Consider the following 26,837-nt stretch of genomic DNA (forward strand, 5'->3'; position numbering starts at 1 on the left):
AACCACCAGTAGAAAAGAAATAGCTGCCTAAGCACTAGGTAGCCCCACTACGTGTCCACGATTTGCGGGCAACCCCAGAGATGCGCGATACACCGTTTGCGCAAGCAGAACGGAAAGCAATTGGAGAAGCAGCAGAAACTTTAGTTCCTCTCACCCTGTCACAATCAAAATCAAACCATCTTCAATATGAGATTGCCTCAGCCAACTGCATTTATGTCGCGAGCGGCGAGGTGTTCCGCCTTCTTAATGCACTGAGGTCAACGGGTGCCGATCGTCTACTAACTGATGCGGTAAATCAAGGAAAGCTTTACGCTGGAAGTTCTGCAGGAGCGATTATTGCCGGCCCGTCAATTGAGCCGGCATCAATCATGGACGATCCCAAAACGGCACCGCAGCTCACCGACTACACTGGGCTAAACCTCACTTCACATGTCATCGTTCCTCATGCACAGGGAACCACTGGGCCCTATTCAATAGAGGTCATCAGTCAGACTGTCGAGACCTACGGCCGAGAATGGAACCTTCTGCTTTTGAGAGATGGGCAAGCCCTCCTTATAGAAGATGAAAAGTCCATTCTCATCTAATCTGCGATGACAAACACGCCAAGCAGACCAGGAAAGTTCATTTTTCGCCTCAACTACCAGCACTTTCCTTGTGACCGAGCAGTTCCCCTAAAAATACTATGTAGGGACCATGACGGTCATTTGTTTTGGTGAACTCCCATCTCGCAGAACCGACGTTGTGGCGCTTTGAGACTGCCTCACTCATTGTTATTCACCTGTTGCCTGGGTTTTAGCTTCTTGGGACTCACCGATGGCATTACCAAGCGCTGCGATGAATGCGATTAGGCCCACCGTGATGAGGATGTGTCCAAGACCAGCGATACCAGAGATCATTGCAGACGATTCCTCTCCCAGTACGGTCAGGCATCCATGCCAAATCATGACGCCGACAGTGACGACCACGCCGACGTTATAGAGCCAGAAGAACGCATTGAACTGACCGCGGCTGCGCGACAGACCAAAGACCTTCTCCAATACCAAGAAGATAAGGCTCATCATGAAACCGAGCGCTAGCAAGTGAGTGTGCGCCACGCTTAGCTGAGTGAACTCACCCGCGGGGAAATCATTGGCACGCGTGAATTCTCGATAGAACACGCCAGCCCCCAAGCCCAACACGAGGTAGAAAATGGATGCCCAATACAAAGGTTTCATGGTCATTCTCCTTCCCAACCGCTGCCACGGCTGGATTAGCGGTGAATCAAATACTCTAAGGACTCATCTTTCTATATTCGTCCCCGTTTTGAATCACAGGGCTGGTTGAAGCTGCAATCAACCAGTCGGTGGACTATTAGGCCCGGTAGCTAAATATTCATGGGCCCGCCTCGGAAAATAGAAGCGCTGAATGTCAGGCCCCGTTTGTTTCAGCAAGAGGCCGAATTGTTGAAGCAGTCACGGGAAACTCAAGCTAATTTGAAGAGGCCCACGCCTGAATCTTGTTCATATGTTCAACGAAGGCCGCTTCTGTTCTTTGCTCGTGCAATTGAAGCCAAGCATCCACGACATCATCTGGGTAGACGCCCGCCGCGCGCAATACCGCCGCGGTGAATGACACTGGAGCCAAACCAGATGCCGTAATCACTCCGCCATCAGAAACTGCGTCTTCTTCTTTGTAGCCGTCAATGTTTGCGTAGTTGGTTGAGGCAAGGAAGCCTTGCGCGTTTGAAGTGTGTGTGCAGTGGTCAAGCACCCCAGCACGAGCAAAGGCCAAAGTTCCACCACAGATTGCTGCCAAGAGCACTCCTCTCTGATGTAGGTCTTTTATCGTCTCCAGTAGGTGTCCGTGCCCATCAAAGTAAGTATCTGCCCCTGGCACCACGAAAGCCGCAATATCAGTTCGGTTCTGGATATCTTCCAAGGTCAAGCTTGGGACCACTTCGAGCCCACCCTTGGAGCGGACAGCTTGTAATGATTCGCCAACAAACAAGACCTTGAAGCGTTCCGGCACTTGGGCCTCAGCTTCAGCTACTTGGGTTGTGAGGTAGGCATACTCCCAATCAGACATGGTTTCCGTCGCGTAAATAGCAATGACCTTCATGGAACTCACAATACGCGGGCCAATTAAATCACTACTCGACACGCGAACATTACGATCAACGTGTCCGTTACCCGCTCGAACCGACCTGATCCTTCGCCTTAAACTGGCCTCATGTCTGAAGTAACAAAGCACTACGCCGTAGACCTCACCCGCATCGACACCGCCCAATACCGAGCTACCAATTCAGCGGGAGCCAGCATTGAGTTTGGCAGTGGCGAGGGACTCCTCTCCCCTGTTGAACTCTTGCTAGCTGCTGTCGCGGGGTGTTCCGCAGTGGATGTGGACGTGGTGACGTCTCGGCGCGCGGAGCCGGAATCTTTTGATGTGCACGTAGAGGGTGACCGTGTAAGCGAAGATGGAGCATCGCGTCTGTCGGAGGTGCGTGTGGGCTTCGATCTATCGTTCCCAGATACGCGGGAAGGCAACCAAGCGCGCAAGCTCGTGGACAACCTGATTCGCATCTCCCATGAGAAGGACTGCACGGTATCGCGCACGGTTGAGAATCCTACACGAGTGTTGTTTAGCAACGCCTCAAAATAGTTTCCCAAAGTAAAAGCGCGACATGCGATTTCGCTCCGGCTGGGACTCTAAACTTCCTGTTATGGTGCAGTTGTTAACTAATGTGACACATGTGATTACTGCAGGAGCTCAATATGTCGTCATCTTTCTCCCGTCGCGGACTTTTTAAGGTCGGCGCTCTCGCCCTGACCGCAGGCGCCATCGGTACTGCCGCTCCACATGCAGCGGCACTCGGACCGATGCGCGGCACCATCATTGATTTCTCCGCCGGCGTACCTTCCCCGCAAGCAATTAAGAATGCCGGCCACATGGGCGCGATTCGCTACGTCTCCGACAAGCGCCCCGGCGCGGCCTGGATGACCGGCAAGCCGGTAACCCTCAAGGAAACTAAGGCCAATGCAGCAGCAGGCCTGCCCACGGCGTCGGTATACCAATTCGGCCGTGCGGAAACTGCCGATTGGAAGCAGGGCGCAGCAGGTGCGGCAGTACACGCACCGAAGGCGATTGCACTGCACAAGAAGGCAGGCGGCCCCACCAACCGCCCGATTTACATCGCCATCGACGATAACCCCACCCGCGAGCAGTACACTCGCCAAATCCGCCCATACCTGCAGGCATTCTCCAAGACGCTGGAGCTGGCCGGCTACCAGACGGGCATCTACGGCAACTACAACACCATCGAGTGGGCGATCCAGGATGGCATCGGCAAATACTTCTGGATGCATGACTGGGGATCCAACGGCAAGATTCACCCGCGCACCACTATCCACCAGCTGCCGCACAACAAGCAACAGACCATCGGCGGCGTCATCGTTGACGTCAATGAGGTCTACGCCGAAGACTGGGGACAGTGGACGCCAGGCAAGTCCGCAGCACCTGCACCGGCAAAGAAGCCGACCACCAAGAAACCACAGCCAAAGCCGCAGCCGCAGACCACGGCCCCAAGCAATGGCTCGTCCGACCTGGTCAATCAGCTAAGTTCGCAACTGCAGAGCACGCACCCGGAGCTACCAGAGCTGCCGCAGGTCACCGCCAATGGCGTGAGCTTTAACGGCAAGACGTTGAGCAACGATCAGATTCGCCAGCTGGCGAAGATCGTCGCAGAGACGGTTGCTAAGGCGCGGTAGTACTACTTCTTAGAGGGCTCGGAGGTTTTCTCCGAGTCCTTCTTTTTGTCTGCGGACTTCTTTTTGGACGTAGTGGATTCGCTGGTGGGCTCCTTCGACGAGGTCTTATCCTTCTTGCCCTTGCCGGATTTCTCGTCCTTGTCTTTCTTACTGGAGGAGGTAGTAGAGGTCTCCGAGGTGGAGGTCTCGATCGGTGGGACGTCCTCGCCGTCTTTGTACTTGAGGAAGCGCTCGGTGGCCTTGCCCAGATTCTTGCCGGTCACCTCGTCCTTGACGTAGTCGGTGAGGTCATCGGATGAGCCGGTAATGGAGGCGGCGGCGACGAAGTTCTCGCCAAAGGAGACCGAGGAGTTAATGGACTTGTCATTGGACCAACCCCACTTGCTGCCCACCACGTTGGAGAGCTTGGCGGTGCCGTAATCCTGGCGGTAGCCATCCTCAGAGATGGGATCGGCATGCGCCATGGCTACGAGCACTGGGTGGGTTTCATCGCGGTCGATGAGCTGCGAGATGAAGCTGGCGACGTCATAGGTAGAAGTCTGCGAGTAGCCCCACTGCTCGCCGGCCTTGGTGGATTCGAGGTGGAATTCATCGGCAATCGCGTCGATGGAATCCGGGTACTTGTCAAAGAGGTCTTCGGCGGACTTATCCGAGGAGCTAGCGATCATATCCAGCGCCTCATATTTGTCCTCGTACTCGCCCTTTTCGATTACGTAGGTGGCGATATAGAGCTTGATGAGGCTTAGCGCCGGGCGGGCCTCGTGCTCCGAGGCAGAGCCCATGTGCATGCCATCATGCAGGCGGATATAGGTAATTGAATGACCCTCATCGCCCTCTAGGAACTCATTGGTTTCCGGTGGGACATCGCGGTTGGTGTCTGTTGCTTCCGAGGGGGCGTCGGCAAGCGCGTCGCTTTCACGCTCGCTATTGCTGCACGCGGTGGTGGTCAAGGCCAGCATGCATACGGCCAAAGCGGCACCAGCCTTAACTGATGCCGCCTTGCGGGTCACAGACGTTCTAAGCACGTCCACCCACATTACCGGGTGAATGCACTTTTCAAGCAATTAATGCTGCACGGGTGCCTCCACGCCCACGCCGGTAAGGGAGCGAACCTCCATCTCTGCGGAAAGCTCCTCAAAGTTATCCGGCTTGGTCATGATGGAAACCAACCAGCCGACGAAGAAGGACAGCGGAATGGAGACCAAGCCCGGCGAGGAAAGCGGGAAGATGGCCCAGTCCGCGCCTGGGAACATGGAGCTCTCAGAACCGGAGACTGCCGGGGAGAAGAAGATGAGCACCAGGCAGGACACCACGCCGGTGTACATGGAGGCCACCGCGCCCGCGGTGTTGAAGCGGCGCCAGTACAGGGAGTACAGGATGGTCGGCAGGTTGGCGGAGGCCGCAACCGCAAACGCCAGGGAGACCAGGAAGGCCACGTTCTGGGTCATGGCCAGGATGCCCAGGATGATGGAGACGATGCCCAGGACCACCACGGTGGCCTGGGAGACGCGGACCTGCTCGGCCTCGGTGGACTCGCCGTTGCGGATAACCGCGTGGTAGATATCGTGCGCAATGGACGCAGAGGCGGTAATAGCCAGGCCAGCAACCACGGCGAGCACGGTAGCGAAGGCCACGGCGGAAATAATCGCCATGAAGATGGAGCCGCCAATCTCCAGTGCGAGTAGCGGTGCCGCAGCATTGGCTCCGCCCGGCGCGGCCAAGATACGGTCCGGCCCCACCAGCGCAGCTGCACCGTAGCCCAGGACCAGGGTCATGAGGTAGAAGGCACCGATGATGACGATCGCCCAGGTAACGGAGCGGCGGGCCTCGGTGGCGGTAGGCACGGTATAAAAGCGCATCAGCACGTGCGGCAGGCCACCCACGCCGAGCACCAGGGAAATGCCTAAGGAGATAAAGTCCAGCTTGGTGGCGGTGGTGGCGCCGTACTTCAGGCCAGGGGCCATGATGTCCTTGGCCTCGTAGCCCTTCTCCTTAATCTGCTCGGAGGCGGCGTGCATGTCGATGGCGTTATTAAACAGGGTGCTAAAGCCACCGCGCAGGGCTATAAAGACCAAGAAACACATGATGACCACGCCGGCGACTAGAAGCACGGCCTTAATCATCTGCACATAGGTGGTGCCTTTCATGCCGCCGACTAGGACGTAGACAATCATGAGCACGCCCACAATGCCGACGACGAGGGCCTGCCACTTGAAGTCGTGGATATCCAGCAGCACGGCCACCAGGGAGCCGGCGCCGGCCATCTGCGCGATGAGGTAGAAGAGCGTGACGAAGAGGGTGGCGATGGACGCCGCCACGCGCACGGGCTTTTGCTTCAGGCGGAAGGATAGGACGTCCGCCATGGTGAAGCGGCCGACGTTACGCATGGGCTCGGCAACGAGCATGAGTGCTACCAGCCAGGCAACGAAGAAGCCCACCGAGTACAAGAAGCCGTCGTAGCCGTTGAGCGCCACAGCGCCGACGATGCCCAGGAACGATGCAGCGGAGAGGTAGTCACCGGAGATGGCCAGACCGTTCTGGCGTCCGGAGAAGCTGCCGCCGCCGGTGTAGAAGTCCGAGGCCTTCTTCGTGGTCTTTCCGGCGCGCAGCACCACCGCCATGGTGATGATGAGGAAGAGACCGAAGATGGAAATATTCAGGATGGGGTTGCCGGCGGAAGTCTCGGCGGCAAGGGTGGTGGTAGTCATTAGTTGCCCTCCAATTCTTCACGGATGGCGGCCGACTTCGGCTCGATATTCTTATTGGCGTACTTCACGTAAATCCACGTGATGATGAAGGTGGTGAGGAACTGGGCGAGGCCGAAGACTAGGCCGATGTTCCAGCCGCCGCCGAGCTCAGTTGCCATGAAGCCTGGGGCAAACACGGCGGCAAGAACGTAGACCACGTACCACACGAAGAAGGCCACGGTCATAGGGAAGGTAAAACTCCGGTAGGTGCGGCGCAGCTCGCCGAATTTGGCGGAGTCGCGCATCGCGATGAACTCGCTACCGGTGGGTTCGCGGCGCGAGACAGGAGTTGCAGCTACGTCACTCATAGAGCATCGTCTCCTTGGGTGAGAGGAACTTAGGTCACACGAGATAGTGTGTCACTGCTCACTATCCACGTTGATTTGTAAGTTACAGAACATTTTCTGCAAGGTTGTAAACTCTGCCAAGAAAACCTTCCACTCCCCCACCCTTTCAACCCCATAGGCTTCACTGAACTGGAATAACATCTTTAGCAAACTACCCCCGAGGGAAGAATTTTTTACCCCTTGTAAAGATTGTTAACAACCGCTTGGCAAAAGAAAAAGCCCCCGTGAGGGGGCTTAATCTGTGGTTGACGCTACTCTTCGCTGCCCGGGAATTCGCGCGGGTCATTGAACATACGGCCAAAGCCCTCCTGGCCCTCAAGGGCGTCGATGGCGGATACTTCCTCCGCCGTGAGCTCCAGCTCGGTGGCGGCCAAGTTTTCCTTCAGGCGCTCGGTGCGCGCGGACTTCGGAATGACGGAGATACCCTTGGACATGAGGTACGACAGCACAACCTGCCCCTCGGTCGCCTCGTGGTCAGCAGCAGCCTGCTCAATCACGGGGTTATTGAGCACAACGCCGCGCGCCAACGGGGCCCATGCCTCGGTGACGATGTCATTATCGTGATGGAAGGCGCGCAGGCTGGACTGGGTAAAGCCCGGGTGGATCTCCACCTGGTTGAGCACCGGAGAAATGCCGGTGGTGGAAATTAGGTCCTTGAGCACGTCCTCGTAGAAATTAGCCACGCCGATGGACGCAATCTGACCCATGCCCTGCAGGCGGGCGATAGCCTCAAAGGTCTCGTTGTATAGGCCACCCTGCGGCCACGGCCAGTGGATGAGATACAAGTCAAGGTAGTCGAGCTGCAGATCCTTGAGAGACTGCTGGAATGCCTCTTCCACCTTGTGCGCACCGTGGTGGGAGTGCCATACCTTGGAGGTAATAAAGAGCTCATCACGGGTGACGTCGCCGGCATCCATTGCCTGCTTCAGGGCGGTGCCTACCGCCTCTTCATTCTTGTAGAGCGTGGCGGTATCGAAGTGGCGGTAGCCCAAATCGATGGCCTCGCGGATGACGCGGATGCATTCCTCGTCATAGAGTTTGTACGTGCCCAGGCCCAGCTGGGGCATGTCGCGGTCATCATTGAAAGTTACGGTTGGCACAGTCATGCCCTCCATTGTGCCGCAGTTTTTCTGACCGCGCCGAAAACGACGAAACCCCAGGGCAAACCCTGGGGTTGAGCGCTTTTAGTCGGCGCGGATGAGGTCAATAATGAAGACCAAGGTGCGACCGGACAGCGGGTGCGCACCACCGGCGGGGCCGTAGGCCTTTTCCGGCGGGATGATGAGCTTGCGGCGACCGCCCACCTTCATTCCCGGAATGCCCTCTTGCCAGCCGGCGATGAGACCGGTCAGCGGGAACTCGATGGACTGGCCACGGTCCCACGAGGAATCGAATTCTTGGTTGGTCTCGTATTCAGCGCCGACGTAGTGGACCTCCACTACGGCACCAGGCTGCGCCTCAGCACCGTCGCCGACGACGATGTCTTCTACAACAAGGTCGGTCGGCGCTGGGCCAGACTGGGCTTCAATAACAGGCTTATCCATGGGGATTATTCTCCTTGGGAAATCTAGTTTGTTCGTGCGGTCGCATTAAAAACCGAACCGAGCTGCACCTATTATAGGTGCTACCACCCGATTCGGCTTAATTCGACAGACCCGCGGGGCGCTTTAGCGCTCGTTGCGCGGGGTAACCTTACGCAGGGACTCGCCGGTGTAAATCTGGCGTGGACGGTTGATCTTGGTGTTGATCTCCAGCTGCTCGCGGTACTGTGCAATCCAGCCCGGCAGGCGGCCGATGGCAAAGAGGACGGTAAAGAAGTCCGTCGGGAAGCCCATGGCGCGGTAGATCAGACCGGTGTAGAAGTCCACGTTCGGGTAGAGCTTGCGGGAGACGAAGTAGTCGTCATTCAGCGCAATATCCTCCAGCTTCATGGCCAGATCCAGCATTGGGTCGCCGCCCAGGTGCTCGATAATCTCGTGTGCGGTGTCCTTCACAATGGCCGCGCGTGGGTCGTAGTTCTTGTACACGCGGTGGCCAAAGCCCATGAGGCGAACGCCCTTTTCCTTATTCTTCACGCGATTCATGAAGTCGGTAGCGTCACCATCGTGGTTGTTCTGGATATCTTCCAGCATCTCCAGAACGGCCTGGTTTGCGCCGCCGTGCAGCGGACCGGACAGGGCGTTAATGCCGCCGGCGATGGAGACGAACATATTGGCCTGAGCGGAACCAATCATGCGCACGGTGGAGGTGGAGCAGTTCTGCTCGTGGTCAGCGTGCAGGATGAGCAGCTTATCCAGCGCCTTAGCTACAACCGGGTCCACCTCGTACTCCTCGGTGGGGTAACCGAACATCATGCGCAGGAAGTTCTCGCGGGCGTTCAGGCTATTGTCCGGGTACATATAAGGCTTGCCCTGAGACGCGCGGTAAGCATACGCAGCCAGCATTGGAACCTTAGCCAGCAGGCGGACGGTGGCCTTATCCAGTTGCTCTGGGTCCAGCGGGTTGAGCTGATCCTGGTAGTAGGCGGAAAGAATGTTAAGGGAGGAAGCCAGCACGGCCATTGGGTGCGCGTTGCGCGGGAAGATATTGAACGCGGCCTTGAAGTCCTCATCCAACAGGGTGTGGTGGCGGATTTCGCGGTTAAAGTGGCTGAGCTCTTCCTCGTTAGGCAGATGACCCTTGATCAGCAGGTAAGAAACCTCGTTAAAGGAAGCGTTTTCCGCCAGGTCCGCGATATCGTAGCCGCGGTGGCGCAGGATGCCCTCTTCACCATTAATGAAGGTGATCTTGGACTCGGTGGAACCGGTGGAGGTATAACCAGGGTCGAAGGTAACGAGCCCGGTCTCGTTACGGAGCTTGGAAATGTCAAAGCCGGAGTCGCCCTCGGTGGACTGCTTGATGTCCATCTCGTACTCGCCGCCTGGGTACTGGAGCACTACCTTGTTGTCTTCAGAAGCCACGGAAGTTCCTTTCTCTATGTGAAGAGTCACTATTAAGCACTAACTTAAGGAAGCTAGCTTGATACCTCTTCACACCTTAGCAAACTTTGTGACGCCGCCAACAGGATTTGGCCGACTAAAATAACTGCCGTTCGACCGGAACTGTTCTACACTGACTTGCATGAGCACACCCGAACTTACGCTGCCTACCGACCTCCTGCCTGCCGACGGCCGCTTTGGCTGCGGCCCCTCCAAGGTTCGCCCCGACCAGCTTGCGGCCATTGACCCCGCGGTCATGGGCACTTCTCACCGCCAGCCGGCGGTAAAGAACCTCGTAGGTTCGGTGCGAGAAGGCTTAAGCGATCTCTTCTCCCTACCGGAGGGCTACGAGATTGTCCTTTCCCTCGGCGGCGCCACCGCCTTCTGGGATGCTGCCACCTTCGGACTCATCGAGCGCCACTCCGCCCACCTCACCTTTGGCGAGTTTTCCACTAAATTTGCCAAGGCCGCTGCGGGTGCACCCTGGCTCGATGCCCCCTCCATCGTGGAGTCCCCAGTGGGCACCGCGCCCGACCCACACGAACTTTCTGCGGAGGCGGACGTCGTCGCTTGGGCACACAATGAAACCTCCACCGGCGCGATGGCAGAAGTCACCCGCCCGCACCCCCGCAATGATCAGCAGCTGGTGGTCGTCGACGCCACCTCCGGCGCGGGTGGCCTGCCCGTGCACATCTCCGATACGGACGTCTACTACTTCTCGCCGCAAAAGTGCTTTGCTTCCGACGGCGGCCTGTGGCTCGCCGCCATGTCCCCCGCCGCGCTGGAGCGGATTGAGAAAATCAACGCCTCCGAACGCTATATCCCCAACTTCCTCAACCTGCAGACCGCGGTAGAGAACTCGCGCAAAAACCAGACCTATAACACCCCGGCAATCGCCACCCTGCTCATGCTGGATAACCAGGTCCAGTGGATGAATGCCAACGGCGGCCTAGACGGCATGGTTGAGCGCACCACGGAATCCTCCACCACGCTGTATAACTGGGCCGAATCCCGCCCGGAGGCCACTCCCTTCGTCGCGGAGCCCGCGTCCCGCTCGCTCGTGGTGGGCACCATCGACTTCGCCGAGTCCGTCGATGCCGCAGCGCTCGCCGCCACCCTGCGCGCCAACGGCATCCTGGACGTGGAGCCGTACCGCAAGGTGGGCCGCAACCAACTGCGCATCGGCATGTTCCCGGCCATCGATCCGGCCGATATTGCCAAGCTGACCCAATGCATCGACTACGTCTTGGATGCGAATTAACGCATCACCCCCAACATGCCCCGCCGCCTCGCAGGCCGCGGGGCATTTTCACGTTATAGTTGAATGCATCACAGATATGTCCGCCGTCGATAGGCAAAAGGAGCGCCCTATTATGCGCGAGCTGTTCCCAGTTGACAGCGAGTCGACCGAAACCTCTTTGGTGCTGCGCACCGAAGACGGCGAAGAGTTTTTCCTCTCCATCACCGATGAGCTGCGCGAGGCCCTGCAGGGCGAGCAAGAGGAAACCCCGGAAGAGGAACCGGCGGCTCCGGCCATCAGCCTGGCCAAGCCCGCCAAGCCGGAACCGGTGGAAGAGACAAAGATCCGCCCAGCGGAGATCCAAAACCGCATCCGCGCCGGCGCCTCCGCGGCGGAGCTGGCGGAAGAAATGGGCGTGACCGAATCCCGCATCGAGCCCTTCGCCTACCCGGTCATGCTGGAGCGCAACCGCATCGCGGAGATCGCCAAGCAGGCCCACCCCGTCCGCGAGGACGGACCGGCTAAGCTCACCCTGTGGGAGGTTCTGGCCACCGCCTTTGCCGCCCGTGGACACTCGCTCTCCGAGTCCACCTGGGACGCCTACCGCCACCAGGGCGAGTCCTGGATCGTGCGCGTCACGTGGAAGGCCGGCCTGTCCGAGAACGAGGCCGAGTGGTACTTCAAGCAGTCCATGTCCTCGCCTGCCACGGTGGAGGCTCGCAACTCGGTGGCCGCGGACCTGACGGACCCGGATTTCGTGCAGCCGGTGCGCTCGCTGACCTCGCTGGGCAGCGGCCGCTATGACGAAGCTATCGACGGCGACCAGCCCAGCAACGTCACGGACCTCACCGCGCCGACCACCCCTCCGGAAGAGCCGGAGGAAGAGGAGTTCCTGCAGAACCCCTCGCCGGAAGAAAAGCCCACCAAGCGCCGCCGCAAGGCCGTCACCCCACACTGGGAGGACGTGTTGCTCGGTGTTCGCTCCAATACCAAGCGCCCTAGGGACTAATCGTGGACATCTCTCACGCAGTACTTACTCTCTGGTACATCTCTCAGCCCAATGCGAAAGAGGTGTTGAAGACCGAGCCCAAGGCGGATCGCGGCTTTGGCCGGAAATTCCTCGCCCAGCTGGATCCGACCTTTCCGGTCACGCCGATTGGGCAATTCCCGCTCAACCGCTCCGCGCAGACGGATCCGAACGAGTACTACATCGGCGGCTACCCCGGTATCACCGTGGTGCAAACGGTCTGCGAGGGGGACTCTGTCCTCCTTTCCCAGCTGCCGGAAACGCTCCTTAATGCGGTGCCCGCCCAGCGCGTCATTGCGCTGGCGAACAATGAGAAAGAAGGCTACGCCGGCTTCGCCCTGTGGGAGGGCGGCGATCTCAAGCGCTGCCTGTGCGCTACCCGCGAGCACCTCTACGAGGACACCGGCCTGCCCGAGCCCTTCGAGGCGCCCTATTGGGCGGGCGAAAAGTATGAGCCGCTGGGCGGAATCTCCCTGCCTTTCGAGCCGCAGGGCATCATGGAAGCGGCACAGGAATACTGGCTCGACATCGAGGTCGGGCACGATGGCCCAGACCTAGACGTTGTGGGCTACGCGGTCGACGGCCGCCCAGAGCCAAAGATCGACCCGCCGAAGCCCAAGCGCACCGTGGGGGAATTAGCCGCGCAGTCGGCCAATAAACTGGGCCTGAACGACTATGACGACTACGAGGACCACAGCGCCGAGCCGGAATCCACCGGCGAGGAAATCATCTCCACCGCCAAGCACTTGGGCTCGCTCATTGGCAATTGGGGCGCTCAGACGTTTAAGTCGCTCAAGGAGCGCTGGCGCTCATAAAAGGAAATGGCGGCGGCGGTCGCCACGTTGAGGGAATCGGTACCAGGGGCCATCGGTATGCGTGCGCGTATATCGGTGGCCTTCATTGCGTGTTCGGTAAGGCCGGGGCCCTCCGCGCCGACGAGCATCGCCACCTTATCCAGGCCGTGCATGGCCTCGGCCAGGTGCACCGCGTGGGGGTTGGGGGTTAAGGAAATGAGGGTAAAGGAGGCGTCGGCAAGCGCCTGCAAGGAACGCTGCCAGGTAGTAAACCCGCCCTCTAAATGGGCAAAGGGCAAGCGCAGCACGTGCCCCATCGACACGCGCACCGAGCGCCGGTAGAGCGGGTCCGCCGCACCGGAGCCCAGCAGCACCGCATCCACGCCCATGCCGGCGGCATGGCGGAAGATGGCGCCGATATTTTCATGATCGCCCACGCCCTCGAGCACGGCGATGGTCTTGGCGGATTCCACGATCTGGCCCACCTCCGGCTCCGGGGCGCGGTCCGCGGCGGCGACGAGCCCGCGGTGCATATCGAAGCCGGCCACCTCCGCCAAGGTCTCGCGAGAGACCTCGTAGATGGGGCACTCGGGTTCGCCGTACTCGGAAATATAGGCCTCTACCTTCTTGGGAAAGCCCACGAGGCAGCGCATGGGGAACCGGGATTCGGCCAGCCGGGAGACCACCAGCGGGCCCTCAGCAATGACGAGACCCTCGCCGGACTTATCGGATTTGTTGAGGTTCCGAATATCGTCCAGGCGAGGGTCTGCGGGGTCAGTAATCAGCATGCCCTTAGGCTAGCCGATGGCATTGGAAATCGGATCCATGCCAAAGAAAATCACGAAGAGGCCAGCCAAGAGCCACATGATCCAGTGCACGTCCTTGGCCTTGCCGGCGAAGGTGGACATGAGCGCGAAGGAGATAAAGCCCACGCCGATTCCGTTGGCAATGGAATAGGTAAACGGCATGGTCACGATGGTGAGGAAGGCGGGGATGGCGATCTCCATCTTGGTCCAGCGGATCTCGGTCAGCTGCGCGGCCATCATTACGCCGACGATGACCAGCACCGGGGAGGCGGCCTCGATGGGCACGATTTCATACAGCGGCGTCAAGAACATCGCGGCGAGGAACAGCACACCGGTCATGAGGTTGGCCAGGCCGGTGCGGGCGCCATCGGCAATGCCGGCGGAGGAATCCGCAAAGACGGTATTGGAAGAAGCAGAGCCCAGGCCGCCGGCCACGGCGCCGAAGCCTTCGACGACGAGGGCCTTCTTCATATCGGGGAGGTTGCCGTCGGCGTCGACAAGCTTGCCTTGCTTGCCCAGGCCGGTCATGGTGCCCATCGCATCAAAGAAGTTGGTCAACAATAGAGTGAAAATCAGCAGCACCGTAGAGACCACGCCGATCTTGGTAAAGGCGCCCACCAGGTTCACATCGCCCACGATGGACAGATCCGGAATGCCGCCGAGCGCCTCCGGCTTCACGGGCGCGGCCATGCCCCAATCCTCGGAGCCGGTAAACGCCTGGATAATAAACGCGATGACGGTGGTGAGCACGATGGCGATAAAAAGCCCGCCTGGCACGTTCCGGATGACCATGAAGGAACAGATAATGAGGCCAATGACAAAGACCAGCGCCGGCCAGGTAGAGATTGAACCATTGATGCCCAGGCCCACTGGCACGGTGGTATTCGCAGCGTCCGGCACGCGGGTGACAAAGCCACCATCCACGAGGCCGATCATGGCGATGAACATGCCGATGCCCACGCCCATCGCCGCCTTCATGGACTGCGGGATGGCGTCAAAGACGGCGGTGCGGAAACCGGAAATGGCCAGCAGGACGATGATGATGCCCTCGATGACCACCAGGCCCATGGATTCTTGCCACGTCAGCCCGCTGGTGGCGACCATGCTCACGCCCACAAAGGTATTCATGCCGAGGCCGGCGGCCATGGCGAAGGGATACTTGGCAATGGCGCCGAAGAGGATGGACATGACGCCGGCGACCAGCGCGGTGGCGGCGGCGACCTGTGGCACGCCTAGCGCGTAGCCTTCCGCGTCCTCGGTAGTACCAAGGATGAGCGGGTTCAAGAGGATGATATAGGCCATGGCGAAGAACGAGACCGTTCCCGCGCGTAGCTCGGTTCCAATGGAGGAACCACGTTCAGAGATATGGAAATAGCGATCGAGAGTGGCTTTCAACGCCTGCGCCTTTCACGTACAGCGAGTCTTACGCCATAAGTGTGCTGCCTTAATCCTCGATTTCAAAATCCTGGAAGATGGGCTTTTCATCATCGAAGGCCACTTCCGGGGTCTTTTCTTCCCGCACGCGCGTCTGCGAATGCGCACCGCAGCCATAGCGCGAGTGCACCACCCGGCCGTCCGCCGAGTACTCATTGGCGCAGACGCCGTAGTTCTCCATCAGCTGCACATAGAACGCACAGGTGCGGCATTGCAGTCGCGCCTTGGCCGCCATATCCGTATTTGGGCCGAACTCGGTGCGCCAGCGCTTCTTGGCGTCTTCCAGGCCGGATTTAGACAAAGTTTCCCCGTCCAGGCGGGAATCATCCACGGCCGGTGGCATCAGGTCTCCGGGGCCGAGGTCACCGGGGCGCACGCGGTCCTCATAGGGCACCCATTCCGGCGGCTGCAGGGCCTCCCCGCCCGGTACCAGCGCTACCTCGTTGACGGTGACGTAGCGCGATCCCTCCGCGCAGGCGAGCACCGCCTGCCATTCCCAGCCGGGGTATCCAGGCATTTCTGCTTCAAATCGGTGGGTAGCAACGTTTCGGCCCATCCCGGCGACGCCGATATGCTTGCCGACGCCCCCTTCCCCCACCTCATCCAACGCCTCGCGCGCGATGCGCACGGCGCGGGAATCGATCAACGGATTTGCTTTTCGCTTACTCACGCCCCTCATTATTCATTATGGAGCGCACCCGGTGGTACATATGGTGCATGTCGTTTCTTTCCCGCGCCGCCTGCATTCTTCTGCCTTGCGCCCTCGTCGCTTGTTCCTCTACCCCAGCTGAACCCGAAGTAGAGCACCTCTCCGTCGAGGTTCTCGGCACCGCTTCCCTGCCACCCAATTCCTTTACGCAGGGCCTCGAAACCGATCCGGACGGCAACCTGCTCCTGGGCACCGGCCAATGGGGAGAATCCCGCTTGGAGCGCTTCTCCCCCGAAACCGGCGAAACCTTGGCCGAAACGCGCCTAGATAACCGCTACTTTGGCGAGGGCATCACCCAAGCCGGCGATTCCATCTGGCAGCTGACCTGGAAGTCCGGCCAAGCCCTGAAATACGACCACGACCTGCGCCAAGTAGATACCGCCACCTACTCAGGCGAGGGCTGGGGCCTGTGCAATACCGGCGAGGATCTCCTCATGTCCGATGGCTCCGCGACCCTGCGGCACATGGACCCAGAGACCTTCGCGGAGCGCTCCACTACCGACGTCACCCTAGAGGGAAAGCCCCTCGAAGACATCAATGAACTCGAGTGCGTGGGCGATGACGTCTACGCCAATGTGTGGATGGATGACAACATCTACCGCATCGATCCCTCCACCGGCCGCGTGACCGCCGTAATCTCCACCGACGCGATTGATAAGTCCCGCTATACCGACCCCGATGATGTCCTCAACGGCATCGCGCACATCACAGACGATGAGTTCTGGCTTACCGGCAAGCGGTGGGAAGAACTCTTCCACGTTCGAGTAAGGTAAAGGCCCATGGCAACCCGTAAGGAAGCAAGGAAAAAGTCGCTGCTGCAGATCTTGGCCCTCATCGTGGTCGTGGCGGTCATCGTCGCCGCCGTAGTGATCTTCCAAAACTGGTGGAACCAGCGCCCGGGTCCCGATCCCCGCGACATCACGGTCACCGCCTCCGTGGGCGATAATTCCATCGACGTCGCCCCGTACATTACATGCGAGCCCGGCACCGAGTGCCCGGAAGGCGAGGTCCCGAACCTCACCGTGGGCGATGATGACACCCTCAAGCTCAATATTCCCGAAGAAATCTCCGACCACGAGTGGAAGATTCTTTCCATCTACGATGACCCCGCCGCCAACGATGAGACCGCGCACGGCGCAAACGAGACCACCGAGGTATCGATCCCCGGCTCGGTAGAACCCATCAAGGCCTCTACCGGCAAGCGCCCCCGACTCAAGGTGGTGGAGATTTCCTCCATGATGATCGGCACCGATGACAACGGCGACGAAACCCCCTTGGCCACCGTGTGGTCGCTGACCACGATGACCGATAAAGAACGAGAAGCCTCCGCGGAGGAATCCACGAAGGCTTCTGATTAGCTATCCAAATCCTTCGCGATTGCGCGGAGGATTTCTGCTACCTGGCGCCCAGTCTTGCGCTCCGGGTAACGACCGGAATTGAGCACCGGCTGAATCTGCGACTCCAGCAAGGTCATTACGTCAGAGACCATGCTGCCGAGCTCTTCCGGCTTGCGGGCCGGCGTGCGGCGACGCGGCTTATCCAATACCTTGACCCGCAGCGCCTGCGGACCGCGGCGCCCGGCCGCGAAGTCGAAGTCGATGCGCTGGCCGGGGAACAGTTCCTCTACTCCCTTGGGCAGCACGTTGCGGCCAACATAAACGTCTTCATCGCCCGGGTTGCTGACGAAACCGAAACCTTTCTCGGCGTCATACCACTTCACTTTGCCAATAGGCATAGGTACCCACCTCTTCTCTAGGGGAAAATCTTTATTTTAGCCGCCTGGTCAAAACAACAGAAGTCGCGCACTCTGATGCGACACACCCGCTTTACATGACACAGATCACAGATTATTGCCCACCTGCAAAAACACCCCCTCACCCACCACATTTGTCCCATTTCTTTCCCGTTTAGTGCCCATAACGTGACACTTTCGTTATAAACCGCTACGCTGTCCTCCAGACACTTAAGAGCCGTTAAGAAAGTTGCCCTCGCCCGCCCTTTCTTTTTGGTACATATTTTTGCACTTAATGCGGGCACACAGAGAGGACTAACTACATGGGACGCCACTCCGCTAAGAACCGTATGGCCGCTAAGTTCACCGCCGGCACCGTCGCCTTCGGCGCCGCCGCTGCCATCATGGCACCGACCGCATCCGCTGCCCCAGATTCCGACTGGGACCGCCTGGCACAGTGCGAGTCCGGCGGCAACTGGCACATCAACACCGGCAACGGCTACCAGGGCGGACTGCAGTTCAACCCGCAGACCTGGCAGGCCAATGGTGGCGGCGAGTTCGCCGCTACCGCCGATCAGGCTTCCCGCGAGCAGCAGATTGTCGTTGCTGAGCGCGTGCTTGCTTCCCAGGGCTGGGGCGCATGGCCGGCTTGCTCCGCTTCCCTCGGCCTGAACTCCGCTCCGACCCAGCGCACTGCCCCGTCCGCTGCCCCTAAGGCTCCGGCCCAGGCACCGGCTCCGGTCAAGCAGGCTGCCGCTCAGAAGTCCGACGAGCTGGCTGTTGATGCTCTGTACAACACCATCAAGAATGCCGCTAACTCCTACGGCTTGGCACTGCCTGCGCAGTTCACCGAGCTGTACAAGGCTAACCGCCACGACTTCAACAACTTCTACTCTGCCAACCGCAACGTCATCGACCCGATTGCGCAGATGATTGAGAACATCACTCGCTAAGACATAGCGATAAAGGGCCCATTGCAATAGCAATGGGCCCTTTTTGTATGGAAGAAAAATCCCCGCACCAAGGCGGGGAAATACTCTAGCGATTGATGCGAGTATAAGGGTGAACGTAGTTCAGCTTCTCTGCCGGCATCGGCAAGATCAGATCATCGCCGTAGGGGCTGGACGCACCAGCAAAAGGCGCAGAGATTTCCGTGATTGCGTGCTCGCGATTTTCGTTCTTCGGCCAAGCCGGGGAAACGTGACCCTTCTTCTGATTCGACATAGCCCTTATTATTTCAAACCTTGCGCAAAAACGTAACTCAAACGATAACTAAACTGGGGTGACATCATGACTCAGTCTTCCCACCTCCCACATTTCCGCACGTGGCTCGCTTCCCTTGAGGAAGAAGAGCTCGCCACCCTCCTCCGCAACCGCCCGGATGTACTTAATCCGCTACCCCCGAGCATCGCCGCGCTCGCTACCCGCCTGCTCCTGCGCACCTCCATCGCTCGGGCTTTAATGAACTGCACTGCACGGCAGCTTGCGGAAATTGAAGACATCGCGCGCCGCGGAGGAGAACTCGAAGAGGTAGAAGACCTTAATCCGGATATCACCCGCCAGCTCAAGGAACGCGGCCTAGCCTACGGCAACATCCTCATCCCACCCGAGGTCATGCCTGCCCTTCCCACGGGCTGGTCCCTCCTCGACCAGGTCCAGGTCAGCCCAGAGGACATCGCCGAGCTGCCGGACGAAGAACGGAAGGTCCTCGAGACCCTATCGAGCTCCAATGGCCTGGGTACCACGCGAGATGCGGCCATCGATGCAGATCCGGCCCGGCCGATTCCGCGGCTCATCGCCAAGCAGCTGCTCCAGCGCGTGGACGCCACCACCGTCCGCCTGCCGCGCGCCGTGCACCTGGCGCTCAACGGCAAGCCCACCGCTCCAATCCCAGTAGAGGGAATCACCGAATCCCCCGCCCCGGATTCCAAGGCCGATGATGCCGGTACCGCGGCCGGCCTTTCCGCTGTGCGCGGCATGCAGCGCGTCATTGACGCCCTAGGCGCACGGCCGATAGAACTGCTCAAGGACAAGACCGTCGGCGTTCGCCAACTCACCAACCTGAGCAAAACCCTCACTATCGATGAAGGAGAGCTGCGTCGCCTCATTGAGCTCGGCATGACCGCCCGCCTGCTCAGCCGCGGCGAGCCGAAAAACTTCGACGGCAATTTCCTCGCGCCAACGGAGCTCGCCCAGGTTTGGCTTGATGCGGGTCTCGCGGAAAAGTGGCAGCTTCTGCTCGAGGCGTGGACTGCCTCCCCATGGACAAAGGAAGGCCGGACGCTAGCGCACACCAACGACCGGCTGCCGGAATTTAGACACAAGGTCTTGCAGGTCTACCTGCGCGGCGCGAAACCCACCTTCGGGGAGTCCCTGCGTTTCCACTTTCCGCTCTTTGCCACGCACACTTCGGACGAGACCATCGCCGAACTCCGCGCGGAAGCCGAATGGATCGGCGCGATCGCCCTTGAGCGCCCCACCAGCGTGCTTATCGACGCCCCCGACGCCGCCGCCCGCCTCACCCCCGACACGGTCGATTACTTCCTCATCCAAGCGGATATGACCGTCTTGGTTCCCGGCCCGCTCGATCCGGAGATCCACCAGCGGCTCGAAGCAGTCGCCGACCTCGAATCCCCTGGCCTGGCCAGTGTCTACCGCATCTCGGATGCGTCCCTACGCCGCGGCTTGGATCGCGGCATGACCGGGGAGGAAATCCAGGCCTTCTTCGCAGCCCACGGGGAGGTGCCGCAGACGCTGAAGTTCCACATCGGGGACGTCGCCAAGCGCCATGGCACCCTGCGCTCCGGCCCGGCGCTGTCCTACCTGCGCAGCGAGGACCCGGCTCTCCTCCAAATAGCGCTCAAGGCCGCGCCCTTGCGCCTGCTCGCGCCCACCGTCGCGGTGTCCCAATTGCCGGTGCACGACCTGCTTGAGCGCCTGCGCGAGCACGGACTCTCTCCCGCGGCCGAGGATGAAAGCGGCGCCAGCCTTAACGTCGCGCCCGAACCGGCTACCCTGCCGACGCCCACCGCCCGCCGAGCCACCGCTTCCCCCGACATTGCGAAGACGATGCGCACCCTGCGCGACGACGCCGCGCCTTCCACGCCCAGCCTCGACATAGTCCACGCCGCCGCGCGCACTGCCCGGCCGATCACCATCGGCTATGCGGATAAGAACGGCAACGAAAAGAAACGCACCGTCACCCCGCTGACCGTGGCGGGCGGGCAAATCGACGCTCGCGCGGCCGATGGCTCTACCATCCGGTTTCCCTTGCACCGAATCACCTCCGTTACGCTGGAGCCATGAATGGACCATTGATTGTGCAGTCGGATAAGACCGTCCTGCTCGAGGTGGATCACGCCCAGGCCGCTGAGGCCCGCGCCGCGCTCGCTCCCTTTGCGGAGCTCGAGCGCGCCCCCGAGCACGTGCACACCTACCGCATCACCCCGCTCGCGTTGTGGAATGCCCGCGCGGCCGGCCACGACGCCGAGCAGGTCGTCGACGTCCTGGAAAACTACTCCCGGTTCCCAGTCCCCCAAGCCCTGCTTGTCGACGTCGCCGAAACCATGTCCCGCTACGGCCGCGTCCGCCTCCACGCCCACCCGGCCCACGGCCTCATCCTCGAGTCCGATGAGCCGCCCATCCTGGAAGAACTTACCCGCGGCGCTACCGGAAAACTCCTCGGCGCTCGCATCGACGAGAACTCCATCGCCGTCCCGCCCTCCGAGCGCGGCCGCCTTAAACAAGCCCTCCTCAAGGCCGGTTGGCCGGCAGAAGATCTCGCCGGCTACGTCGATGGCGAGTCCCATCCCATCGCCCTCAATCACGACGGCTGGCAGCTACGCGACTACCAGCAGTACGCTACCGAAGCCTTCTGGTCCGGCGGCTCCGGCGTCGTCGTGCTCCCATGCGGCGCCGGCAAAACCATCGTCGGCGCCGCTGCGATGGCCAAGGCGGAATCCACCACGCTCATCCTGGTCACCAATACCGTCGCCGGCCGCCAATGGCGCGACGAGCTCCTGCGCCGCACCACCCTGACCGAAAACGAAATAGGCGAATACTCCGGCGAAAAGAAGGAAATCAAGCCCATCACCATCGCCACCTACCAGGTGGTCACCCGCAAAACCAAGGGCGAATACCGCGCCCTCGAGCTCTTCGATTCCCGCGACTGGGGCCTCATCATCTACGACGAGGTCCATCTCCTTCCCGCCCCGGTGTTCCGCATGACGTCGGACCTTCAATCGCGGCGTCGACTAGGGCTTACCGCTACCCTCGTGCGCGAGGACGGCCGCGAGGGCGACGTCTTCTCCCTCATCGGCCCCAAGCGCTACGACGCCCCGTGGAAAGAACTCGAAATGGCCGGCTATATCGCCACCGCCGAATGCATCGAGGTCCGCGTGGATATGGACGCCGAGGAACGCATGCTGTATGCCACCGCCCAGCCTCGCGACCGCTACCGCATCGCCGCCCAAGCCGCCGCCAAGCTCCGGGCAGTGGATAAGATCCTGGCGCGGCACCCACAGCAGGCGCTCATCATCGGCGGTTATGTCGACCAGCTCAAGGAGCTCGGCGAGCATCTCGACGCCCCCGTTATCGACGGCTCCACCTCCACCGCCAAGCGCGAGCGCCTCTTCCAACAATTCCGCGACGGCACACTTCCTGTTCTCGTGGTGTCCAAGGTGGCCAATTTCTCCATCGACCTTCCCGAGGCAGCCCTAGCCATCCAGGTCTCCGGCACCTTCGGCTCCCGCCAAGAGGAGGCCCAACGCCTCGGCCGACTGCTGCGCCCCAAGGAAGAGGAAGCCCTCTTCTATTCGCTGGTCACCCGCGATAGCCTCGACGCGGACTACGCCGTGCACCGCCAGCGTTTCCTCGCCGAGCAGGGATATGCCTACCGGCTTATCGACGCACTAGACTTGGAACAATGAAAATCTTCAAGTTCGACGTAGACGAGTCCTTTGCCAAGGCCAATAACGAGCTCTTGCGCGATTCCAACCGCCTTCGCATCTCCGGCCTCGTGCTGGGCATCCTGCTCATCATCGGCGGCGCGGCCATCTGGTGGGGATTTTCCTGGGGCATTACCATCGGCCTCGGCATGATCCTCTTCGGAATCATGGTAGCCATCGTCGGCTTCGCCGCCGCCCGTAAAGTCGGCACCGCCCAGCAACTCTATGACTCCTATCCCCTTGCTCCGGCTGTCATCGCTGAGGTCAACGAGCGCGACATGGTCCTGCTCGCCCTGGTCAACACCAACGTGGATCCTTCCCTGCCTCCCCGCTGGGCCGCTTGCCTGCGCACCGTGACCGCTATTCCCGGCACCCAGCGCACCGTAGGCACCAAGGTTCCCGTCGCCGCTGTGTCCGGCCGCGCGGACAACAACCACTGGCAGCAAATCACCCCTATGCCCATCGCATGGGGCACCCCTGACGCCGAAACCGTCACCATCGCCCGGAAAGCCATCCCACAGGAGGAATGGCAGCGCCTAGAGCGCGCCCGCAAGCGCCTTTCCGACGTAAAGGCTACAAAGTTCGACCTCCTAGTTCTCTAGGGCTCCACAAACCTTTCTGGATAAAGCATTACTTCTAGGAGCGGGTCCGGCCACTTGTTGAGAACTATCTGGGCGACCTCTTCCTCCCTTTCGGGGAAATGATCCCTCGCTAGTTCCACCCAGAATTGCCCGCAGGACCGCGCCTGCCAATCTGGATCAGATTCGGTTCCACGCTTCGCGTACTCCCACGCGGCGTCATACTCACCGATTTCTTCTAAGGCTTTAGCTGTCTCTTCGAAATAAACCGCGTAGCTACCCTCAGCCAAGTGCGTACGAATGATTGCTTCGACGTCTTGATCTAAAACCGCAAAGCGCTTCTCCATATACTTGCGGCGGATAACATCTGCGTTTTCCGCCCAAGCGCGCACCCGAGCCAGGCCGTCTTCTCCGAGGACCGTTGAATATGCAACAGGGTCAAGATCGAAATAATCAACCCCGTTGCTCTCATGGAAATCAATGAACCACTCGGCCAGCTCCATTGGCGCAGGCTTGGCGCGCTGTGCGCTCTTAGCATGGAGCTCGATAAGCTCTTCAACAACCTCACTTAACATGCCAAGTGAGTCATCCGCATTGGCTATCACATCTACGGCAATCTCCAGCGCTTCTTGCACAACCGAGAATACTTGGGCTGGATCCTCCGAAGGGTCCTCCACGGCAAAATCGAGCACGCCAATTCCATCTTGCATTTTCAGCGCACGTCTAGCTGCCCGATCCTCATCAAGAAAGGATCGGGTCCTACTCTGAAAAAATGGCAAGGCGATGACAGCCAGTGAGCTCATCAGTTCAGCCTCCTCGGTAGGCTGTCAGCCCATTCTAACGGCGTCCGCTAATCTTCGGAGGTCTTCCTTTCTGTTCTTTGTTGTTGGTGTGTGAGGTATTGGGCCCAGGTGTGGTTCCAGTGGGTTTGGTGTGTGGCTAGTGGTCCGGTGGGGTGGTCTAGTTGGTAGGTGCCGTCTCGGTGTAGCCAGGCGATGGTGCCGGTGATGGGGTCGAGGATGTAGTGGATTCTGCGGTCGGTTTTGATGTTGTGGTGGTGTTGGCAGAGGTTGACTAAATTATCTGGGCTGGTTGGCCCGCCGAGGTGGTATTCGATGCGGTGGTCGAGTTGGCAGCGGGTGGCGGGGACGGTGCAGCCGGGCCAGCGGCAGGTAGCGTCTCTGCCTTGGGTGTAGGCGCGGATGTCGGTGCTGGGGGTATAGGAGTCTGTCTCGTCGGCTAAGAGTCGGCGGATGAAGGTGTTGTCTGTGGGGGCATGGTCGAGGTTTATCCATCCGGCACCGGGGTGGAAGACGAGGTTGGCTTTCTCGTTTGTGGTGAACGTGTTGATGGCAACACTGGTGTGGGTGTCTTCGAGGATGAGGTCGATGAGTGCTTGTGCTGCGGTGGTTGTGGTCTGGTTGGTGTAGGCGTCGATGTGGCGGGCGATGATGGTGGCGGTGGCACTATCGCAGGTCAAAGATAGTGTGGTGGTGTTATCCGGGTTGTAGTTGATGCGCAGTCGTGGTTCGGGTTTGTGTTCTTTGTCTTCGGGGCGCAGGTGGGTGTCGATGAAGGTACGGATGAAGCGGCGTAGATCCGCGTCGGTGGGGACTGTTTGGTTGGGTGTGGTGGGGGTGAGGAAGTCTGCGAGTGCGGCGTCGATGGCTTCGAGGTGGTCTAGGTTGTCTTCTAGGCGGGTGAGTTCGCGGTCGATGATGCGCAGTTTGATCAGGTCGAGTATCCAGTGCTGGCCTTGGACTTCGGTGACCAGGGGTAGTTGGCGCATGCGGAAGTGGGCGCGGAGGAAGCCTAGCAGCTTGTGGTAGGAGATGCCGAGGTCTTTCGCCAGGCTGGTCAGGCTGAGGTCAACATCCTCGTCTAGTTGGGGGAGGATGGCGCGGTAGAGGAACCAGGAGGTTTTGCGGGTGTAGGTGCCGGCTTTGCCGATGTGGTTGCCGGGTGCGTTGGTGGTGTAGAACGCCTCCGGAACAGAACCATCGCCTAGGGGATCGGTATCAGGGTGGTCGCTGATGAGGAGGGTGTTTGGGTAGTCGAGGGTGGTATCTGGTTCGGGTGGGCTTAGTGTGGCAGTCATGGGGCGGGGCACTCCAGCAGAGAAGAACAGTGTTCGTATATGTTTTCTAACGAGCGCCTTTATAGTATCCCGACTGGTGGACATGTGACCCCTGTGGGGGTGTTTATGTTCGAATAGGATACCCTAAATCCGCAGGGATCCCCAGAGTCGCACCCCACACATTAGCGGGGGTAAAAGCAAAGGTTTAGGGTTGGGCGGTGTCGGCAAGCTGGTTGCGAATTTCAGGGCAGTCAGCAAACTTTCGCTGTAGGCGACCTAAGAAGTCCTCAAATGAAGCCGGGGCAGCTGCTTTCTGAACTTTCCCGAGCAACCCATACGCTTGGTCGCGACCATAGGCATCTTCTGTTTCCAGCTTCTCCTCGATAAGCTGCATAAGAACGGGAATGGTTTCGACCGGCAGGTGCGGAAGAAGTAGTTCTGCCACATTGCGTTGGAGTCCGGCGTCCGAGGCTGTCGCCCATGCTCGTTGCGGATCGCGTAGGCACTGATACTGAAACATTGCAAGATCCCAGGGCTTATCGCGCAGCCGAGCCTCGATGTGCTCCACTGCGCTATCCCCCACCGCCGCAAAAAGACCTTTCGCTGTCGAAAGCCGTGGAAACGCGTCGAAAACTCGCTCATTGACGTAAGGGCTGCGGTGAGGAAAGTGGACGTCGGTAATCGCGGCCCAACCACCAGCAATGTTGAACGTTTCCTCAGCGGGGAGGATTCGCATCGCTTCTTCCGAGTACGTGTAAGCAAGGTCGAACCGGCCGATCTCCGAAAGCCCGCTAATGAGCTGCTCATATCCGTCCGTGTGGGTACGAAATACCTCCTCTACAGAACCGGAAAGCACTGCTAACCGACGACCCACATACTCACCCTGCGCACGCTCGCGCAGCTCTTTGAGGCCTTCAGGTCCTAAAGCCTCCGCGTACTGTACGGGGTCGATATCAACCTGCTCCGCATACGGCGACCCAAGAACGCCCAAGAGCCACTCGGCTAAGCGCAGCCCGTCAACCTGGGCCAATTGGGCAGCCTGAGGTAGTTCCTGGGCCAAGCGCCCCGCGCTCCAGATCACGGACCTAACTGGATCATTAACCAGCGGCAACTGTAGCAGAACCTCTTCTAGCGCCCGTTGCGCGACCGGGAAGACGTCGCAAGGCTCTATTGACTTGACGCCTTGGCTGGTCAGGTGTTGAGGCTCATCAATTGCCACATTCAAAAGCACACCGGCCTGCCACACCTGGTCGGCGTACGCCCGTGAATCGTCAGAGTCAGTCAGATTCAAACCGGAGGGGTTTACAAGGGTGTTGGTTGCTTCGTCAAGCGTCTGCACTACTTCTGGCATTCCTTTAGGTCCGTGAGAAACTCCTTAAGCGTTTCCGTGAGCTCCCATATTTGGTTACGCTCCTCCTCAAACATGCGGTCAACGAGGAAATCCACGCCGACCAAATCATCCGGATGCAAGCTATCCAAATAAGCCAGGAGCTTATCGACGCCTTCGAGTCCAAGAATTCCTTGCTCGACCTGGTCCGCCACATAAGAAATTTGCTTTTGGTCCATGGTGAGGAGAATAGCAAAACGTGAAAAAGAAGGAGGCGGTGGTTTGCCGTCTCCTTCTTGTTGTTCCAATATGAAGTTGTTTGTTGTTGTTTGGTGTCGGCGGTGACTTACTC

Annotated in this window: 29 protein-coding genes; 12 read left to right on the forward strand and 17 right to left on the reverse strand. The window is 59.6% G+C overall.

What is annotated here, in order from left to right; genetic code table 11:
• Window positions 1-80: 80 nt before the first annotated feature.
• Entirely contained in the window at window positions 81-584 is a 504-nt protein-coding gene (locus tag QP941_RS10720) for a Type 1 glutamine amidotransferase-like domain-containing protein (protein ID WP_284868911.1), read from the forward strand.
• Between the two features lie 186 nt (window positions 585-770).
• Here the strand turns inward: QP941_RS10720 and QP941_RS10725 are convergent, their stop codons facing one another.
• A complete protein-coding gene (locus tag QP941_RS10725; protein WP_284868912.1) occupies window positions 771-1,214 on the reverse strand; it encodes a DUF2871 domain-containing protein in 444 nt (147 codons plus the stop codon).
• A 253-nt stretch (window positions 1,215-1,467) separates the two neighbouring features.
• Entirely contained in the window at window positions 1,468-2,097 is a 630-nt protein-coding gene (locus QP941_RS10730) for a DJ-1/PfpI family protein (protein ID WP_284868913.1), read from the reverse strand.
• A gap of 111 nt (window positions 2,098-2,208) precedes the next feature.
• Between QP941_RS10730 and QP941_RS10735 the strand changes: the two genes are divergently transcribed.
• Window positions 2,209-2,637, forward strand: a complete 429-nt coding sequence (locus tag QP941_RS10735; RefSeq protein WP_284844926.1) for an OsmC family protein — start codon at window positions 2,209-2,211, stop codon at window positions 2,635-2,637.
• 113 nt (window positions 2,638-2,750) lie between these two features.
• Complete coding sequence (locus QP941_RS10740) at window positions 2,751-3,743, forward strand: DUF1906 domain-containing protein (protein WP_284844927.1); 993 nt, start codon at window positions 2,751-2,753, stop codon at window positions 3,741-3,743.
• Between the two features lie 2 nt (window positions 3,744-3,745).
• On the opposite strand, the gene QP941_RS10745 is transcribed toward QP941_RS10740, so the two are convergent.
• From QP941_RS10745 to QP941_RS10770, 6 genes are all read right to left on the reverse strand, one after another.
• A complete protein-coding gene (locus tag QP941_RS10745) occupies window positions 3,746-4,780 on the reverse strand; it encodes a hypothetical protein (RefSeq protein ID WP_502869217.1) in 1,035 nt (344 codons plus the stop codon).
• Between the two features lie 27 nt (window positions 4,781-4,807).
• Window positions 4,808-6,451, reverse strand: coding sequence for a monocarboxylic acid transporter (locus tag QP941_RS10750; protein ID WP_284868915.1), 1,644 nt, complete (start codon window positions 6,449-6,451; stop codon window positions 4,808-4,810).
• Complete coding sequence (locus QP941_RS10755) at window positions 6,451-6,798, reverse strand: DUF485 domain-containing protein (RefSeq protein ID WP_005323849.1); 348 nt, start codon at window positions 6,796-6,798, stop codon at window positions 6,451-6,453. The genes QP941_RS10750 and QP941_RS10755 overlap by 1 nt, the downstream gene beginning before the upstream one ends.
• A 290-nt stretch (window positions 6,799-7,088) precedes the next feature.
• A complete protein-coding gene (locus tag QP941_RS10760; RefSeq protein ID WP_284868916.1) occupies window positions 7,089-7,952 on the reverse strand; it encodes an aldo/keto reductase in 864 nt (287 codons plus the stop codon).
• A 69-nt stretch (window positions 7,953-8,021) separates the two neighbouring features.
• Complete coding sequence (locus QP941_RS10765) at window positions 8,022-8,381, reverse strand: FKBP-type peptidyl-prolyl cis-trans isomerase (RefSeq protein WP_005323855.1); 360 nt, start codon at window positions 8,379-8,381, stop codon at window positions 8,022-8,024.
• 123 nt (window positions 8,382-8,504) lie between these two features.
• A complete protein-coding gene (locus QP941_RS10770) occupies window positions 8,505-9,797 on the reverse strand; it encodes a citrate synthase (RefSeq protein ID WP_150850652.1) in 1,293 nt (430 codons plus the stop codon).
• 160 nt (window positions 9,798-9,957) lie between these two features.
• Here QP941_RS10770 and serC point away from each other — a divergent pair, with 160 nt between their 5' ends.
• The 3 genes from serC (at window position 9,958) to QP941_RS10785 (ending at window position 12,897) form a co-directional block, all read left to right on the forward strand.
• Window positions 9,958-11,076 carry a phosphoserine transaminase gene (serC, locus tag QP941_RS10775; RefSeq protein ID WP_284868917.1) on the forward strand — a complete coding sequence of 373 codons (1,119 nt, stop codon included), beginning with the start codon at window positions 9,958-9,960 and terminating at the stop codon, window positions 11,074-11,076.
• Window positions 11,077-11,188: 112 nt separating this feature from the next.
• Window positions 11,189-12,064, forward strand: a complete 876-nt coding sequence (sepH, locus tag QP941_RS10780; RefSeq protein WP_284868918.1) for a septation protein SepH — start codon at window positions 11,189-11,191, stop codon at window positions 12,062-12,064.
• Between the two features lie 2 nt (window positions 12,065-12,066).
• A complete protein-coding gene (locus QP941_RS10785) occupies window positions 12,067-12,897 on the forward strand; it encodes a DUF6928 family protein (RefSeq protein ID WP_284868919.1) in 831 nt (276 codons plus the stop codon).
• Here QP941_RS10785 and QP941_RS10790 read toward each other — a convergent pair.
• Genes QP941_RS10790 through QP941_RS10800 form a run of 3 tightly spaced genes read right to left on the reverse strand, consistent with a single transcriptional unit; the run spans window position 12,858 to window position 15,795 of the window.
• Complete coding sequence (locus tag QP941_RS10790) at window positions 12,858-13,664, reverse strand: TrmH family RNA methyltransferase (protein ID WP_284868920.1); 807 nt, start codon at window positions 13,662-13,664, stop codon at window positions 12,858-12,860. The two genes, QP941_RS10785 and QP941_RS10790, sit on opposite strands and share 40 nt — an antisense overlap.
• A 9-nt stretch (window positions 13,665-13,673) precedes the next feature.
• The gene (locus tag QP941_RS10795) at window positions 13,674-15,077 is read right to left on the reverse strand and encodes an NCS2 family permease (protein ID WP_284868921.1); all 1,404 of its coding nucleotides are present in this window, start codon (window positions 15,075-15,077) and stop codon (window positions 13,674-13,676) included.
• Window positions 15,078-15,126: 49 nt separating this feature from the next.
• Window positions 15,127-15,795 (reverse strand): DUF3027 domain-containing protein, encoded by a 669-nt coding sequence (locus QP941_RS10800; protein ID WP_284868922.1) that lies wholly within the window; start codon window positions 15,793-15,795, stop codon window positions 15,127-15,129.
• A gap of 38 nt (window positions 15,796-15,833) precedes the next feature.
• Between QP941_RS10800 and QP941_RS10805 the strand changes: the two genes are divergently transcribed.
• Both QP941_RS10805 and QP941_RS10810 read left to right on the forward strand, forming a co-directional pair.
• The gene (locus QP941_RS10805) at window positions 15,834-16,598 is read left to right on the forward strand and encodes a glutaminyl-peptide cyclotransferase (protein ID WP_284868923.1); all 765 of its coding nucleotides are present in this window, start codon (window positions 15,834-15,836) and stop codon (window positions 16,596-16,598) included.
• 6 nt (window positions 16,599-16,604) lie between these two features.
• Window positions 16,605-17,183 carry a DUF2771 domain-containing protein gene (locus QP941_RS10810; protein WP_284868924.1) on the forward strand — a complete coding sequence of 193 codons (579 nt, stop codon included), beginning with the start codon at window positions 16,605-16,607 and terminating at the stop codon, window positions 17,181-17,183.
• Here the strand turns inward: QP941_RS10810 and QP941_RS10815 are convergent.
• Window positions 17,180-17,560, reverse strand: a complete 381-nt coding sequence (locus tag QP941_RS10815) for a cold-shock protein (RefSeq protein ID WP_005323875.1) — start codon at window positions 17,558-17,560, stop codon at window positions 17,180-17,182. The two genes, QP941_RS10810 and QP941_RS10815, sit on opposite strands and share 4 nt — an antisense overlap.
• 320 nt (window positions 17,561-17,880) lie before the next feature.
• Between QP941_RS10815 and QP941_RS10820 the strand changes: the two genes are divergently transcribed.
• Window positions 17,881-18,510 (forward strand): resuscitation-promoting factor Rpf1 domain-containing protein, encoded by a 630-nt coding sequence (locus QP941_RS10820; protein WP_284868925.1) that lies wholly within the window; start codon window positions 17,881-17,883, stop codon window positions 18,508-18,510.
• An 85-nt stretch (window positions 18,511-18,595) separates the two neighbouring features.
• On the opposite strand, the gene QP941_RS10825 is transcribed toward QP941_RS10820, so the two are convergent.
• Window positions 18,596-18,781 (reverse strand): hypothetical protein, encoded by a 186-nt coding sequence (locus QP941_RS10825; protein WP_005329460.1) that lies wholly within the window; start codon window positions 18,779-18,781, stop codon window positions 18,596-18,598.
• A gap of 66 nt (window positions 18,782-18,847) precedes the next feature.
• Here QP941_RS10825 and QP941_RS10830 point away from each other — a divergent pair, with 66 nt between their 5' ends.
• From QP941_RS10830 to QP941_RS10840, 3 genes are read left to right on the forward strand one after another with little or no spacing between them, the layout of a single operon-like run.
• Window positions 18,848-20,863, forward strand: coding sequence for a helicase-associated domain-containing protein (locus QP941_RS10830; protein WP_284868926.1), 2,016 nt, complete (start codon window positions 18,848-18,850; stop codon window positions 20,861-20,863).
• Window positions 20,860-22,485, forward strand: a complete 1,626-nt coding sequence (locus QP941_RS10835; RefSeq protein ID WP_284868927.1) for a DNA repair helicase XPB — start codon at window positions 20,860-20,862, stop codon at window positions 22,483-22,485. The genes QP941_RS10830 and QP941_RS10835 overlap by 4 nt, the downstream gene beginning before the upstream one ends.
• Window positions 22,482-23,105 (forward strand): DUF3239 domain-containing protein, encoded by a 624-nt coding sequence (locus QP941_RS10840; protein ID WP_284868928.1) that lies wholly within the window; start codon window positions 22,482-22,484, stop codon window positions 23,103-23,105. Before QP941_RS10835 ends, QP941_RS10840 begins: the two co-directional genes overlap by 4 nt.
• Here QP941_RS10840 and QP941_RS10845 read toward each other — a convergent pair.
• From QP941_RS10845 to QP941_RS10860, 4 genes are all read right to left on the reverse strand, one after another.
• Window positions 23,102-23,884, reverse strand: coding sequence for a DUF6880 family protein (locus QP941_RS10845; protein WP_284868929.1), 783 nt, complete (start codon window positions 23,882-23,884; stop codon window positions 23,102-23,104). The two genes, QP941_RS10840 and QP941_RS10845, sit on opposite strands and share 4 nt — an antisense overlap.
• Window positions 23,885-23,931: 47 nt before the next feature.
• On the reverse strand, window positions 23,932-25,179 hold the full coding sequence (locus QP941_RS10850; protein WP_284868930.1) for an HNH endonuclease signature motif containing protein: 1,248 nt from the start codon (window positions 25,177-25,179) through the stop codon (window positions 23,932-23,934).
• A gap of 184 nt (window positions 25,180-25,363) precedes the next feature.
• Window positions 25,364-26,497, reverse strand: a complete 1,134-nt coding sequence (locus QP941_RS10855) for a hypothetical protein (protein WP_284868931.1) — start codon at window positions 26,495-26,497, stop codon at window positions 25,364-25,366.
• Window positions 26,497-26,724: a tRNA 2-thiouridine-synthesizing protein gene (locus QP941_RS10860; RefSeq protein WP_284868932.1), complete on the reverse strand. Its 228-nt coding sequence runs from the start codon at window positions 26,722-26,724 to the stop codon at window positions 26,497-26,499. Before QP941_RS10860 ends, QP941_RS10855 begins: the two co-directional genes overlap by 1 nt.
• Between the last annotated feature and the right edge of the window lie 113 nt (window positions 26,725-26,837).

The organism is Corynebacterium sp. MSK150 (assembly GCF_030229215.1).
Lineage (GTDB): Bacteria > Actinomycetota > Actinomycetes > Mycobacteriales > Mycobacteriaceae > Corynebacterium.